Origin of the sequence: Brevundimonas mediterranea (assembly GCF_011064825.1) — a bacterium.
Taxonomy (GTDB): domain Bacteria; phylum Pseudomonadota; class Alphaproteobacteria; order Caulobacterales; family Caulobacteraceae; genus Brevundimonas; species Brevundimonas mediterranea_A.
Map to the genome: position 1 here is coordinate 616,420 of NZ_CP048751.1, position 14,506 is coordinate 630,925.

Sequence of the window (14,506 nt, forward strand, 5' to 3'; positions counted from 1 at the left end):
AGACGATGGCGAGGCGTTCGATCGCCGAGAGGCTGGCTCAACTGGAGGCCCAGCGCAAATCGCTGCAGACCAAGCTCGGCAAACAGGAACGGGCCAGGGATACGCGCCGTAAGATTCTGCTCGGCGCCTTGATCTTGCACCGGCTGGAGAAGGGGCAGGACGCCTTCTCCAAAGACCAACTTCCCGACTGGCTGCGGCGCGAGCTACCCGGCTTCATCACCCGTGACGACGACGTTGCCCTGTTCCCCGATCTGATCGGCGAGAGCGGCGCGGCGCCGCTGCCAGACAAGACCTGATCGGGGCGCTGGAGTGGTGCGCCGGCTCTTCGGATTCGTCGGGCTGATCATCACCCTGATCGGCGGCTACCTGATGGGCACCATCATCGGCCTGGTCTTCATAATTCCGTTCATCCTGATCCGGCACACCAATGAGACTGAGCAGAACTGGCTGTTGCTCGCGGCAGGATCGGCGGGAGCTCTCATCGCCTGGCTAAAACGGCGGGCGGCGGGCGCGGGACTCGAAGACACCGGCGACGTGCATGGCTCGGCCCGGTGGGCGAGCGAGCGGGAGGTTCGGGCGTCACTCGGCGGGGCGGACGGGTTGATCGTCGGTCGCGAGAACCAGCGGGGTGGCCAGCTTCTTCGCTACGATGGCGAGCAGCATCTGATCACCATCGCGCCTACCCGGTCTGGCAAGGGCGTCGGCGCCATCATTCCCAATCTGCTGACCGCCAACCGCTCGATCCTCTGCATCGACCCCAAGGGTGAGAATGCGCGGATCACCGTGCGGGCGCGGCTCGGCTTCGGGCCGGTCGAGGTGCTGGACCCGTTCGGCGTGTCGGGTGTGCCGTCCGCCGCCTTCAATCCGTTGGACGGTCTCGATCCGGACAGTCTGGAGCTAGCCGAGGACGCAGCCCTGTTGGCCGACGCCCTCGTTTACGATCCGCCGGGCCAGATCGGGGAGGCTCACTGGAACGAGGAGGCCAAGGCGCTGATCACCGGCGTCATCCTCCATGTCGTCTGTTCCGAACATCCGGGCGCCCGCAACCTCGTCACCGTGCGCGACCGGCTTACCGCAGCTCCCGAGGCCTTCGCCGAAATGCTGGCGGTCATGCAGAAGTCGCGATGCGCCGGTGGCCTCGTCGCGCGGGCCGCAAATCGGCATCTGAGCAAGAGTGGTCGGGAGGCGGCGGGCGTGCTGTCGTCGGCCCAGCGCCATACCCATTTCCTAGATAGTCAGCGGATGGCGGCGGTGCTGGAGCATTCGGATTTCCGGTTCGAGAATTTGAAGGCCGAGGTCTGCACGGTGTTCCTGGTCCTGCCGCCCGAGCGGTTGAGCACGCATGCGCGCTGGCTGCGTCTGCTCGTGGCCCAAGCCATCGGAGACCTCGCCAAAACCACGGCGCGGCCGGAACCGCCGGTCCTGCTTCTGCTCGATGAATTCGCGGCTTTGGGTCGATTGGAGCCGCTTGAGCAGGCCTTCGGTCTGATGGCGGGTTATGGCCTGCAACTGTGGCCGATCCTTCAGGACCTGCACCAACTGCGGAGCGTCTATGGCGAAAGGGCGGGGACCTTCCTATCAAACGCTGGCCTGATCCAGATCTTCAATGTCGGCGATGTCGAGACCGCGAGTTGGGTGTCCCGGTCGATGGGCTCGGGGACCGTCGCCTACCGAACGGCTAGCAGCGGAGAATCCCAATCGCCGGGGCCGATGATGTTCTCGCAGACGTCCACCAACACCTCCACGACAGACCATCTCGTGAAGCGCGAACTGCTGACGCCGGATGAGGTGATGCGGCTGGACTCCAGCCTCGAGATTCTGCTGCGCCAGGGGCAAGCGCCGGTCGCGGCGCTGAAGGTGCGGTATTTTTCTGATCCAGAGTTCACCGCTACCCCTACCAATGGGTTGTGGTAGCGTGACCCTAACCTTTTGAACAATTTCCAGGGGCGACGTGAAAACTCTGACGCCCCTTGAACAAGAAGCCATCGTCCTGAGCGCGGTCGCGGGGATGGTGGATGACATGGTCAATCAGGTCATCTTCTGTTCACTCGGCGAGAAGAAGACCGACACCAACCTCCTTCCGCAGTCGGCCGATACGCTTCGGCAGTTTGCGATCCTGCTGCGAGATTTCCTGTCGCCCGTGAAGAGCCTTGGAAAGAACCCGATGCCATTCGGACTTCCCAAGCCTAGCGATAGCGACCGGGCATCGGATCACACCACGCTCTTCTACCTCGCGCGAGTTTGCGAGAACCCCTTGATTGGGACGGATCCCACCTTCTTGGCCGAACAGGTGCGTCAGTTCAGAGATTGGCTCGACACGACCATCACGGTTCCGAAGGTTTGGCTCTCAAGAATCGGCGTTGAGGTTGACTTGGAGATCAAGCGCATCGACTTCATCCGGATCGGCGGAGACCTCGGCAAGCACAACTTCCTTCGCTTGGGAGGGCAGGCCGCGAAGCTGAAATCGATCCTTGGAAAGCAAGGTGTCGAGATCGACGAAAGCCAAGCTTATTCAGCGTTGCCGGACTGTTGGGATTGGTTCCACACCCACCTGCTTGCCTACCACGCGAGCACGATCGCGGAGTTCCTGAACAACATCAGGTACGCGATCCGCCTGTATGTCGAGCCCACCGCGCAGGCGACCTATCAGGTGAACTACAAGATCGACGAGTACGCGGACGCTTACACGTTCGAGCGACCGGCGGAGATAACCAATTCCTTCGGCTGGGAGCAGTATTATGGACTGTTGGATTGGTCGCGGCGGAAGCCAAACTTCCCGCCGTTCACGGTCACGAGGTTTCTGAAGGATCAGTTCTAGTGGTTAAATGATTTTGACTCACGTATCCGAAGTGGGTCAGGCTGCCTTCCACGATGTCGCTGATGGGCCAAAATCAGTTATTGGCGACGGGCCTGAAAGCAGACCTTTCGTCGACGGCCTCGCTGAGGCCAGTTCCGTCCCACTGCAGAAGTTCAACATCATGGCGAACAATACGCCTGCATGCTCTCTACTATATGGCCTAACCACCGCGCCCGATGGCGCGCCTCCGTGAAGCCTCTCAATCGAGCCTCGCCGTGATACACCCCGACCCACAAGCTACGAGAGTGATCGCCGACCTGGGCGACGAACTCGGCCCGCTGAACCCAATGCGCGCTGCGGCCGTCTTGGGCGGGCTGATGACCCTCCCGGCACTGCAGGCGAACACGCTGCGACTGGAGACGCTTGCGACCACAGCTGCCGCAGTTGCGGCCGGCGGACAGGCACCTGGTCGTGGCCGGCTGGCCGGCTGGCTCAATAATGGTATGCGCGGCATCGCTTTCGCCGAGGATCCGCCCGAGGACGCTTTCCTGCTGCCGGTCCTGACAGACTTCGGAGAGTTCCGTGTTTTCGAGGGTGTGTTCGAGAAGAATGCTGCGATGACGGACGGCCTCGTTGAAGCTCTCGCGGATCTCTCGCGGGAAGAGCCCGACGTCACCGAACTCATGTTTGAAGCCTTTGCGCTGTTGTCGCTCTCTGAGGTAATCGCCACACGCGCTCGCCTCGCTCGCGCGAAATATGGTGGCGGATCAAACGGCGGGACGATCGAGCTGCCGCCCAGCGATCGGCTATCTGCGTTGGGCCGTCGCGTTCAGTTCAGCCGCGCCGACCTAGCGTTAGCGCGCGCGCCGTATCAGTTGTTGAAGCCATACCTGCTGGACGTGCGGGAGGAGGTCGGCAAACGCGACTCGCTGCGCCGCCAACCGGTGATGACCGACGGGACGACATTCGTAGTCGGCGCGCCAAGTTTCCTGCTCGCCGCGTGGCGCCAGCGCGTCGCCATTCAGGCCGAGACGGCCTCTTGGGGGCCTCGGCTGGCCGAGAAGCGCGTCTTCGCCGAGCTCCGTCGGGTGGCGGAGAGCGGCTTCGAGAAACTTCCGGACCGGTTTGTGATGAAGCCGGTCGGTTCGTTCGTAACAACGTCGGTTCTGCGCGACCACGGCCCCGGTCGATGGGTTCATCTGATGGTCATAGGCGACGGCTTCGCCAATGCATCGGAGGCCAGCCTTGACGAGATGGCACCGAACGCCACCGAGGTCGGCGACTTCCTTATACAACAGGCGGCCCAGGCTGAGTCTTTCGTCTCGACGCAACCCGGTTTCATCGCCGGTGCCCACCTGGTGATCCTGTGTGGGTGGGGTCGCGGTCTGATGTGTCGGCTTCCGGCACCTGCGGCCGGTTGGACGGTGATCCATGCTCCAGCCGCTGATTTCGCGACGATCGGCGCTTTGGGCGTCGACCTCGACGATCTCTGGCGCATGGAGCAACAGCAGGAGCGTCTGACCGAGGCCGGCATCCGGCTCCTGAATCTGAACGGTACGCTCAATCTGGTTCAGTACTGGCGCTCGACCGACAATCTGCTCACCCCCAATGTCGACGATGGAGCGGTCCCGGTGACCATCTCCGTAGGCACTGACTACGTCCTGCCCGCCCGGCGCGAGGCGTTCAATCGACTCGGCCTCCAATCACTTTCCTGGCGCGAAGACGGCCCCTTCATCCGCGTCCGCCGCAAAGCTACGTCGAGCTGGTTCACCGAACCCGAAGACCTGATGCAGTTCATGGCGATGGGAATGGTCATGCAGGGCGAGACTGTCGGTGCGGTCGCTATCGACGGTCTCGCGCCGGTGTGGGTTGAAATTCCCAAGGCCTGCGGGTCGCACACCTATCGGGTTCCGATGCTGGACATCGTGATCGGCTGGACGGAACGCGCGGTGAAGGCTCTCGCATCCGCCGGTAAAGGGCCAGACCAAGTTGTGGATCGGCGTGGAAAAGGGACCCCGTTAGCGGTGTGATCGGCGTCGAATAAGGACCCCTCATTCCTGAGGTCTAACGGTGGCGGCTTGGCGGATGTCAGGCGGCGAGTTCGGGATGTTGGTGTTGGAGACGGTGTTGAGGATTCGGCGCGAGTTTGCGTCCGGGAAGGCGATCAAGGCGATCGCGCGTGACCTTCGATTGTCGCGCAAGGTGGTGCGCAAGGCGATCCGGGAGCCGGATGCGGAGTTCGCCTATCGGCGGGCGGTGCAGCCGTTGCCGAGGCTGGCGCCGTTCCAGGCCAGGCTCGATGAGCTGCTGGAAGAGGACGAGGCGCGGCCGCGGCGCGAGAAGCTGCGGATGACGCGGGTTCATGACCTGCTGGTGCGCGAGGGGTTCGACGGGTCGTACGACGCGGTCCGGCGCTACGCGGCGGGGTGGCGGCTGAAGCGACGCCGGGGCGTGGCGGACGCGCCATCGTTCATCCCGCTGATGTTCCGGCCGGGCGAGGCCTACCAGTTCGACTGGAGCCACGAGGACGTGGAGATCGCGGGCAAGCCGATGCGGGTGAAGGTGGCGCACATGCGGCTGTGCGCCTCGCGGGCGATCTATGTTCGGGCCTATCCGCGCGAGACCCAGGAGATGCTGTTCGACGCGCATGCGCGGGCGTTCGCCTTCTTCGGCGGCGTGCCGACGCGCGGGATCTACGACAACATGAAGACGGCGGTGACGACGGTGTTCACGGGCAAGGACCGGGTGTTCAACCGGCGCTTCCTGGTCATGGCGAGCCACTACATGGTGGAGCCGACGGCCTGCTCCCCGGCGGCGGGCTGGGAGAAGGGCCAGGTCGAACACCAGGTCCAGACGGCCCGGGGACGGTTCTTCCAGCCGCGCCTGCGCTTCACCAGCCTGGAGGAGCTGAACGGCTGGCTGGAGGCGGAGTGCCGGCGCTGGGGCGAGCTGCGTCAGCACCCCGAGCAGAAAGAGCTGACGGTTGCTCAGGCCCTGGCCGCCGAGCGGCCGGCGCTGCAGCCGATGCTGGGCCCGTTCGACGGCTTCCACGAGAGCGAGCACGCGGTGACGGGGACCTGCCTGATCAGCTTCGACCGTAACCGCTACTCGGTGATGGCGAAGGCCGGGCGCCGTACGGTGCAGGTCCGCGCCTATGCCGACCGGATCGTCGTGCGCTGCGAGGGTGAGGTCGTCGCCGACCATCGCCGGTTCTTCGGTCGTGACCGGACCCTCTACGATCCCTGGCACTACCTCCCGGTGCTGGCGACCAAGCCCGGAGCCCTGCGCAATGGCGGCGCGCCGTTCCAGGACTGGGAGTTGCCGCCGGGGCTGGCCCGCCTGAGGCGCAAGCTGGGTGCGGGCGACGAAGCCGATCGCCGGTTCGTGCGGGTTCTGGCGGCGGTGCTGGAAGACGGCCTGGAGCCGGTCGAGGCCGCGGCGCGCGAGGCGCTCGCCGCCGGGACCGTCAGCGACGACGTCATCCTCAACATCCTGGCGCGCCGGCGCGAACCGCCCCGGCCGCTGAGCATCGTCACGCCCGATGACCTGGCGCTGCGGCATCCGCCTCTGGCGGACTGCGACCGCTACGACAGCTTGCGAGGCATGCATGCAGCGGCATGAGATGATGGCGGCCCTGACCGGCCTGGGCCTCAAGGGCATGGCCGGAGCCTTCGACGAGGCGGTCACCACGGGCCTGCAGCGCAAGCGCACGACCATGGAGATCCTCGCCGACCTGCTGCGCGCCGAGACGACCCACCGGCATGCGGCTTCCATCCGTTACCGGATGGCGGCGGCCAGGCTGCCCGCCGTGAAGGACCTCGACGCCTTCGTGTTCGACGACACGCCGATCAACGAGGGGCTGGTGCGCTCGCTTCACAGCGGCGCCTTCCTGGCGAACCGGCGCAACATCGTGCTGGTCGGCGGGACCGGCACGGGCAAGACCCACCTGGCCACCGCCATCATCGCCAACGTCGTGCGGGCCGGGGCGCGTGGCCGGTACTTCAACACCGTCGACCTGGTGAACCGCCTCGAGGAGGAGACCCGCCTGGGCAAGGCCGGTGCGCTGGCTGCTCACCTCTGCCGCCTCGACGTCGTGGTCCTCGACGAGCTTGGCTACCTGCCGTTCGCCCGCTCGGGCGGCCAGCTGCTGTTCCACCTGATCAGCAAGCTCTACGAGCGGACCTCGGTGATCGTCACGACCAACCTCGCCTTCGGCGAATGGCCGACCGTGTTCGGCGATCCCAAGATGACCACGGCCCTGCTCGACCGCATCACCCACCACTGCGACATCGTCGAGACCGGCAACGACAGCTGGCGCTTCAAACACCGCAGCTAACCCTCCACGAAGAACGCCAGGCGAGGGTTGAGCCTCCGGTCGGGCTACGCCCTCCCTACGCCCCAACCCTCGCAAGCGGTGCGCTCGTGACGTCCATCCCGAACCTCAAAAGGGGGTCCCTATTGCACGCCGATAGGGGGTCCCTTTTAGACGCCGATTGACAACCAAGTCCTGCACCTGACGTTCCAGATCCCCGCCGAAGCCGATGTGGAGGTCTTCGAAACCGCTGGCAACGAAACGGCTCCCGACATCTCAGAAACCATCCAGGTCCAGGTAGACGGCAAGTCAGCGACATTCGAGCTGTCTCCCGTCTGGTTCGGTCGATGGCACGACAAGGCTAACACGGCCGAGCGTGCGTTGGCGGAGCGGATACTACTCGTCGTGAGCGACCTCTCGGACCGACCCGCGACCACGGCTACCTTGGCGCGGCTGGCCACCGTAGTCGTGCCCGACGATCGCGCCCGCTACCGGCATGCGATCGCGGCCCAAACCTACTACGACCTGATCCAAGGCGTAGACGCACCCGAATATCGGGACCTTCCAGAGTCTGCGGCGGCCCTAGCAAAAACGGGCCTCGTCTGGGATGCCTTAGGACGCAACATCGTTGGGCGGCTGCCCGAGACCGACGTCCTGCCGACCATCCGCGCGTCTGTGAACCATCTTCTCCACAAGGTGGCTTCGCGCGCCCTAGCCCTCGATCATGCTGCGCTGGTTCGTCAGATCCTTCGCCGCCTCGAGGGCGCCAACATCGACGAACGTCTCTGGAATGACACTGCCGGATCGGCTTTGTCCCTCGCCGATGACAGGGAAAAAGCCGAGGAGGTCTTGCGCGACCGCATCTGGGCCGGGACCGCCGTGCGCATCGGTTGTCGATTGCTTGCCGAGATCGTTGGATCGGTCCCACTGAATGACGGCGCCAACCCTGAGCCGAGCGTCGTCGATGTAGACGAGATGCTCGCTGACACGGTTCTGGCGCTGCACATGGGCGACCTCCACGCCGAGATTGAGAATGGGGTCACGCCGCCGGAGGTCGCGGTGTCGCTTTCCGGCGAGTTGCTGAGCCAGCAGGACTTCAGCGAAGCGGTGGTTCGGCCAGTGGGTGAGCGGGTCGCCAACCGTAAGATTCGCGCGGACATGCGCCGCTATGAGAGGCGCGTCGTTCAGCAGGAGGGGATGCCGTCCGTGGATGACAAACTTCCTGCAGAGTATGGCGAAGCCCTAGCTGCCGAGTTCGGCCTCACTATGGATGGAATCCGCCACTTTCGGGACGAGCTCGAGAACATCGCGCTCGGGAGAGGCGAGGCCGTGTTCCGGATGCGCCGGTCCGAGGTGGTGAAGCACGTAGTGGCGGCGCGTGGATTGTCAGAGTCGAGCGTGACGCAGTTTGTCATCCATCTGACGATGCCCGTACGCACCCACTGGAGTGCGCCGCCGCTCGGCTTCTCGCGCCAGGAAGTCGAACCGTGGCGCTCGGGACGCCGGCTGGCCTTTTACGCTCGTCCGCTGCTCCCTCTCGACGCGAGTGACGACCCAGAGCTGATGATCGCCCCCGGGGCGGTTGGAACGGGCTTGGAATGGATGACCCGCCGCGCGTTCGACGGCGCGCTGCCCGAGACGTTCTGGACCAGTCCGCAGATGAAGGCTTGGTCCATCGACGCGGCCGCGCAGGAAGCCGCCGAATTCGCTGAGGACGTCGGCCGCAGGTTTGAAGCGCTAGGATTGGAAGTCGACGTCGGGGTCTACGCCAGCAAAATTCTGAATGCGAAGGTCCCGCCCGAGCTTGGGGATATCGATGTCTTCGCGCTGGATCGCGCGAGGAACCGCGCCTGGATCGTTGAGGTGAAGGACCTTGGTCTCTGCCGGAGCCAGCGCGAGATCGCGCTGCGCCTGGCTGACTATGCCGGCATAGTAAAACCCGGCGGCCGTCCCGACCCCATGATGAAGCATCTCCGCCGCGTGCGATATGTGCGCGACCAGGCCGCAGCGCTGGCCAAGCACAATCGCCTGACGGCACCCGTCGAGGTCCGGGGTCTTCTCGTGGTCTCCACCCCGCAGCCCATGATGGTCGTGGAACCGGCCGACTCGGACGCTCGCGTCGTGCTGCTGGATGATCTTGAGACGGCGATTAAGGATTAGCATACGCGCAACAGGCCTTGCCGATGGGCCAGGACAGTAGCCATGCCACTCACGATTCTGTAGAACATTTGGCGAACAAAAACGCGCGCTTCTGGAGGTGACGTGCCCCTGAGAATTTCCTCCACGCGGAGCTAGAGTCCGCCCCTTGAAAGGACGGACGGAATGAAACGAGCGAGATTCACGGAAGAGCAGATCATCGGGATCCTGCGGGAGAACGAGGCCGGCGCGAAAGCGGGCGAGCTGGCGCGCAAGCACGGCGTGTCTGAGGGCACGATCTACGCCTGGAAGGCCAAGTTCGGCGGGATGAGCGTGTCGGACGCCCAACGCCTCCGGGCCCTGGAAGATGAGAACGGAAAGCTGAAGCGCCTGCTGGCCGACGCCATGCTCGACAAAGCGGCGCTGAACGATCTGCTCTCAAAAAAGTGGTAGGGCCCGCAGCGATGCGCCAGGCCGTCGCCCATCTGAAGGCGGCGTTCGGCGTCAGCGAGCGGCGGGCCTGCTTCATCATCAAGGCCGATCGAAAATCGGTGCGCTATCGCTCCTGCCGTCCGCCGGACACGGCGCTGCGGGAGCGGTTGCGCGCGTTGGCCGTGGAGCGGCGACGGTTCGGCTATCGCCGGCTGTTCGTGCTGCTGCGGCGTGAGGGCGAGCCTTCGGGCAAGAACCGGATCTACCGGCTCTATCGCGAGGAAGGCCTGACGGTGCGCAAGCGCCGCTCACGTCGTCGCGCCATCGGCACGCGGGCGCCGATCCTGGTCGAGGTCAGGCAGAACGCCCGTTGGTCGCTGGACTTTGTGCACGACCAGTTCGCCACGGGCCGCCGCTTCCGCATTCTCAACGTGGTCGATGACGTCACCCGCGAGTGCCTGGCGGCGATCCCCGACACCTCGATCTCGGGACGCCGCGTCGCGCGTGAGCTGACCGCGCTGATCGCTCGGCGGGGCCGCCCTGCCATGATCGTCAGCGACAACGGCACGGAGTTCACGTCCACCGCCATACTGGCCTGGGCGCAGGATCATGGCGTCGACTGGCACTACATCGCGCCGGGCAAGCCGACCCAGAACGGGTTTGTGGAATCCTTCAACGGGCGGATGCGCGACGAACTTTTGAACGAAAGCTTGTTCTTTAGCCTCGACCACGCCCGCCAGAAGGTCGCTGCCTGGGCGCTGGACTACAACACCCGCCGGCCGCACTCATCAATCGGCTACCTCACCCCGGAGGCTTTTGCCGCCAGTCTGACCGCAACAGGCCGACCCGCTGCGCAGGATGAAAGCTGCGCGGTCCGGCCTGTTGCTCATCCCACGCTGCGAGGCGTAACTAACCCAAGGACTCTGGTCGCCGCTGGATGAAAACTCAGGGGCACGTCAGAGGAACTATGGACGCGAGGACCGAGACAGAAGTGTTCGCGGACCTGGCTGACCTTTGCCGGTCACCCGGCTTCATCCATGCGATCGCCTACTTCGACTTTCGCGACAACCTCATCCGGTTTGGGGACCGGCTCGATGCCGAGGCGATGGAAAGCCAGCACGCAGCGGAGCGGCTAGTCCGTACCGAGATCGCCACCATGATCGGCCTTATGGTTCAGGCCACCATCGACGCCACCCTCCCGGCTCCCGAGCGGTTTCAGGAATATGTCGATCGCGCGCAGGCGCTTCTCCAGGAGCTCCATTGGGCGATGTCGGCGTCTTGGCGCGACAGCTTCAAGGTCGTGGATGGCGTCGCGCAGATTCAGGAGCCCATGTGGGCCGGCCCCAGTCTACGCGAGCCAATCTTCTACTCGGGGGAGTCTGCCTACGGGTTCCAATACCGCGCCTTGGCGATACGAAAATACGCCGCCGACAATCCTTGGCTCTTAGCAAACAAGGGTTTTGAGATCGGCGACGCCGTCGCGGTCGCGAAAACGCTAGCGGATGTGCTTTCGGAACGTCAGATGGCGCTCTCCAAGGCAATGGTGGAGCTTCCGCCCGACGCGTGGACGATGCTGCCGGGATCGGTTTTTTCGGTCGATGACCTTCAGGCTCGATGCGAGTTGGATCGCTCACGGATTGAGGCGGTGCTGGCGGCGTTCACCTTACCGTCGGGAGATCTAAACCCACGCTTCACGGCTCTCCACGAGTTCAACGCCACCAACGCGATGCCCCTCTTGCATTGGGACGATGGGCAGTTCCTGCTGCTCCAGCACTACAGTCTGCTGGAAGCGATCTACGAAAGTCCGGTGTTCTGGCTGACGGACGACAAGGCATATGCGCCGACCGCCGTGCGTCATCGCGGCGCATTTACCGAGACCTTCGCTGCCGAACGCCTGGAAAAGGTTTTCGGGAAAGCTCGAGTGTTTCGGAACATCGACATCTATGGCCCTGACCGCAATCGCGTCGGCGAGATTGATGTTCTCGCCATCTATGGCCGCCGGGCGATCCTCGTGCAGGCAAAATCCAAACGCCTGACCATTGAGGCCCGCAAAGGCAACGACCTGCAGCTCAAGGACGATTTCAAGAAGGCGGTGCAGGATGCAGCCGATCAGGCGTTTCTCTGCGCCACTGCCTTGCTGGACTCATCCTTCAAGCTGAAAAATGCCGCAGGCGATGAGATCGAACTGCCGCGCCGTTTCGACGTCATCCAGCCGCTGTGCATCGTCTCTGACCACTATCCAGCCCTCGCCTTTCAGGCGAGCGAGTTTCTCAAACAGAAGACGACTGAGCACATCGTCGCCCCCTTGGTGATGGATGTGTTCGCCCTGGACGTGATGGCCGAAATGCTCGCCTCACCCCTGCAATTTCTACATTATTTGACGCTACGGGAGCGGTTCGGCGACCGGCTTTCGGCCAGTCACGAGCTCACTTTGCTAGGTTATCATCTCACGCATCATCTCTGGTTCGACGACGAATTCAACATGATGACACTGGGGGATGACTTCAGTATTCCGCTCGATATCGCCATGCTGGCGCGTCGCGACGGACTTCCGGGGCTAGAAACACCGGAAGGCATCCTGACCAAGCTCAAGGGTACGACCTTTGGCCGTTTGGTCGCACAGATCGAAAGCCACGATGACCCCGACATCGGGGAGTTGGGATTGTTGTTGCTCCAACTCGGTGAGGAGACGGCCAGGTCACTCAGCTCGGGTATCGATACGCTTGCCGGCGCGGCCAGAAGAGATCGACGTTCCCATGACCTTTCGCTGGAGTTCGGCGAAGCCCAGTCGGGCCTGACTGTGCATTGTCGTTACCCGGACACGCCTGACACCATGCCGAGGCTGTTGGCGCATTGCCAGCTCCGCAAGTACGCCAGCAAAGCCGACCACTGGCATGGTCTTCTCATTCACCCCGATACTCTCGATATCCTGGCCGGTGTCGGATCACGCGAGTCATGGGCGTTCGACGCCAAGATGGAAGAATTGGTGAAGCAGTGGCCAGTTCGCCCGCAAGTGCCGTGGAACGCCATAAAGCAGCAGATTGCTCAAAAGGTCGGCCGAAACGATCCTTGTCCTTGCGGCAGCGGAAAGAAGCACAAGAAATGCTGCCTGGTGAGCTACTGAACGGACCCTCCCGGTTTCCGATTTGAGCCAGAAGTGGCTGGGCCTAGGGTCTGAAATGCGCCAGCAGCGGAACTTGGCCCCGCTCCAAAAACCGGACATTCTGCACCCGGCTACGCAGAGATCTGTAGTCTACCGCGCTGTTATGCGTGTCGTAGGCTGCTCCCAACCGTCCTCAGCGGGGCCACACCTCCTAACCCGATCAGGTTTGTTCAACTACCTATTGTCAGGATCGCCATGCCGTTTCCCCGAATGGACCAAGCGCTAGCAGAAGCATCACGCGAAACATCGCCGCCCACGGCGTTTGTGCTTAGCCAGGCCGACTATGCAGTCTTCAAAGTCTCATCGAACGCCGAGAAAACGGTGACGATTTTCCATGGAACTCTTCCCGCGGGTGCGAGCTCGCCGGCCGAGTGGATCTACAAGACGACCCCGGTCACTGAGGCGACGGACAGCGGATCGCCATCGCGTCTGCACGTCTATAAAGCTCAAGGAGCCTTGTCCGACGTGTTCGAGTTTTAGCCGGACCAACGAATGGATCGCCAGCCGTGCCGTTAACTGGGTTCACCTCAGCGTCGAAAGCAAACATCGGCCTGCTTGCGCGAAGCAGACATTTCGCCAAGATCGCAGATTCGACGATGCCTAAGTTGGGACGATCCGGTGCGGCTCGTCGGCCATCCCATCTCCTGTCTTGGGGCCACCCGAGCCGGGGCTTAACGTGAGGCTGTTGATGAACCTTGACTATGGGGTTACCGACCCGTTCGCACCGGCCAGCCAAGTGGGATTTGGAGGCGAGGCGCGGACGGTTCACGCGCGGCGGCACACCGATTCAGCCGAGGCGTGGCTGCGATTGCTGGTGCACCGCAAGCTGAGTCCCACGCGCCAAAATTACATAACGGAAGGAACATGGAAGCAAGCCCTGCGGGACCACGTCGCCGCACGCTATCTCGCCAACCTTGGACAGTTTTCGCGTGAGATCGATGCGACCACGTTCGACCAGTTGATCGACATGGTATGTCACCCGAACCATTGGTCTGCCTGGTCGGAGGCTCTCGACGAGGCTTATCCGAACGGCCCGAAAGAGGCGCGCGTATTCCTTGAGCGCCTTCAGGTCATCCGTAATGCTGTCGCTCACGGGCGCATGGCCTCAGAACGGGATCTTGAACGGGCGGTTTGTTACGCCAACGATCTGGCGGATAGCATCAAATCATACTTCGGGAGGCTAGGTTTGGAGCGCGAGTTTAATGTGCCGACAGTTGTTCGCGCCTACGACAACCTTGGCAACGACATCCATGTGGTCGCGGACCCAAACTACTCCTATCGGCCGATAGATTTCTCGTCGCCTCCCGCCCGCTCCCTATCTCCCGGCGATACCCTTATCGCGGAGGTGGAGGTGGACCCGACCTATGCTGCCGGGACCTATGACGTCGTCTGGCGCGTCAAAACGCACGACATCGGACTGCAACAAGGTTCAAAGGCTATCCTGGCCATCACAGAACGCCACATCGGCGCGCGATTGGAGATACAGTTCAAAGTCGTCAGCCATCTCGATTGGCATAAGGGTTCGGATGCGGACGACGTTATAGACCTCTACTATCGGGTTAGACCGCCGCCAGCCTAAGCGGCAGACGGAGCCGGAAAGCGCCATTAGCGGTCACAGTCTTGCGCGCCTGAACCGGACGTTCACGCAGGTCGCGCTGACAAGCCC

General features: G+C 63.2%; 10 protein-coding genes. All 10 read left to right on the plus strand.

The genetic code is table 11. The features are described 5' to 3' along the window. Positions 1-5: 5 nt before the first annotated feature. The 10 genes from GYM46_RS03090 (at position 6) to GYM46_RS03135 (ending at position 14,419) form a co-directional block, all read left to right on the plus strand. Entirely contained in the window at positions 6-296 is a 291-nt protein-coding gene (locus GYM46_RS03090; protein WP_164952594.1) for a mobilization protein, read from the plus strand. A 16-nt stretch (positions 297-312) separates the two neighbouring features. After that, a complete protein-coding gene (locus GYM46_RS03095) occupies positions 313-1,914 on the plus strand; it encodes a type IV secretory system conjugative DNA transfer family protein (RefSeq protein ID WP_244304273.1) in 1,602 nt (533 codons plus the stop codon). Positions 1,915-1,951: 37 nt separating this feature from the next. Next, entirely contained in the window at positions 1,952-2,818 is an 867-nt protein-coding gene (locus tag GYM46_RS03100) for a hypothetical protein (RefSeq protein ID WP_164952595.1), read from the plus strand. Positions 2,819-3,102: 284 nt separating this feature from the next. Continuing rightward, positions 3,103-4,827: a hypothetical protein gene (locus tag GYM46_RS03105; protein WP_164952596.1), complete on the plus strand. Its 1,725-nt coding sequence runs from the start codon at positions 3,103-3,105 to the stop codon at positions 4,825-4,827. Between the two features lie 76 nt (positions 4,828-4,903). Further along, complete coding sequence (gene istA / locus GYM46_RS03110) at positions 4,904-6,418, plus strand: IS21 family transposase (protein ID WP_164952597.1); 1,515 nt, start codon at positions 4,904-4,906, stop codon at positions 6,416-6,418. Beyond that, positions 6,405-7,133 carry an IS21-like element helper ATPase IstB gene (istB, locus tag GYM46_RS03115; protein WP_003170613.1) on the plus strand — a complete coding sequence of 243 codons (729 nt, stop codon included), beginning with the start codon at positions 6,405-6,407 and terminating at the stop codon, positions 7,131-7,133. The genes istA and istB overlap by 14 nt, the downstream gene beginning before the upstream one ends. A 207-nt stretch (positions 7,134-7,340) precedes the next feature. Then, positions 7,341-9,269: a hypothetical protein gene (locus GYM46_RS03120; protein ID WP_164952598.1), complete on the plus strand. Its 1,929-nt coding sequence runs from the start codon at positions 7,341-7,343 to the stop codon at positions 9,267-9,269. 162 nt (positions 9,270-9,431) lie between these two features. Next, positions 9,432-10,618 (plus strand): IS3 family transposase gene (locus GYM46_RS03125; RefSeq protein ID WP_115616106.1). Its coding sequence is split into 2 segments (ribosomal slippage): positions 9,432-9,693 and positions 9,693-10,618, totalling 1,188 coding nucleotides; the frame shifts between segments, so codons are not numbered across the junction. A gap of 50 nt (positions 10,619-10,668) precedes the next feature. Then, positions 10,669-12,801: an SEC-C metal-binding domain-containing protein gene (locus GYM46_RS16935; RefSeq protein WP_164952599.1), complete on the plus strand. Its 2,133-nt coding sequence runs from the start codon at positions 10,669-10,671 to the stop codon at positions 12,799-12,801. Between the two features lie 727 nt (positions 12,802-13,528). Further along, a complete protein-coding gene (locus tag GYM46_RS03135; RefSeq protein ID WP_164952600.1) occupies positions 13,529-14,419 on the plus strand; it encodes a hypothetical protein in 891 nt (296 codons plus the stop codon). Positions 14,420-14,506: the final 87 nt, after the last annotated feature.

Coding starts and splice junctions, on each gene's coding strand:
- GYM46_RS03135 (WP_164952600.1), top strand. CDS start 13,529: ATGAACCTTGACTATGGGGTTACCGACCCGTTCGCACCGGCCAGCCAA.
- istB (WP_003170613.1), top strand. CDS start 6,405: ATGCAGCGGCATGAGATGATGGCGGCCCTGACCGGCCTGGGCCTCAAG.
- istA (WP_164952597.1), top strand. CDS start 4,904: ATGTTGGTGTTGGAGACGGTGTTGAGGATTCGGCGCGAGTTTGCGTCC.
- GYM46_RS03090 (WP_164952594.1), top strand. CDS start 6: ATGGCGAGGCGTTCGATCGCCGAGAGGCTGGCTCAACTGGAGGCCCAG.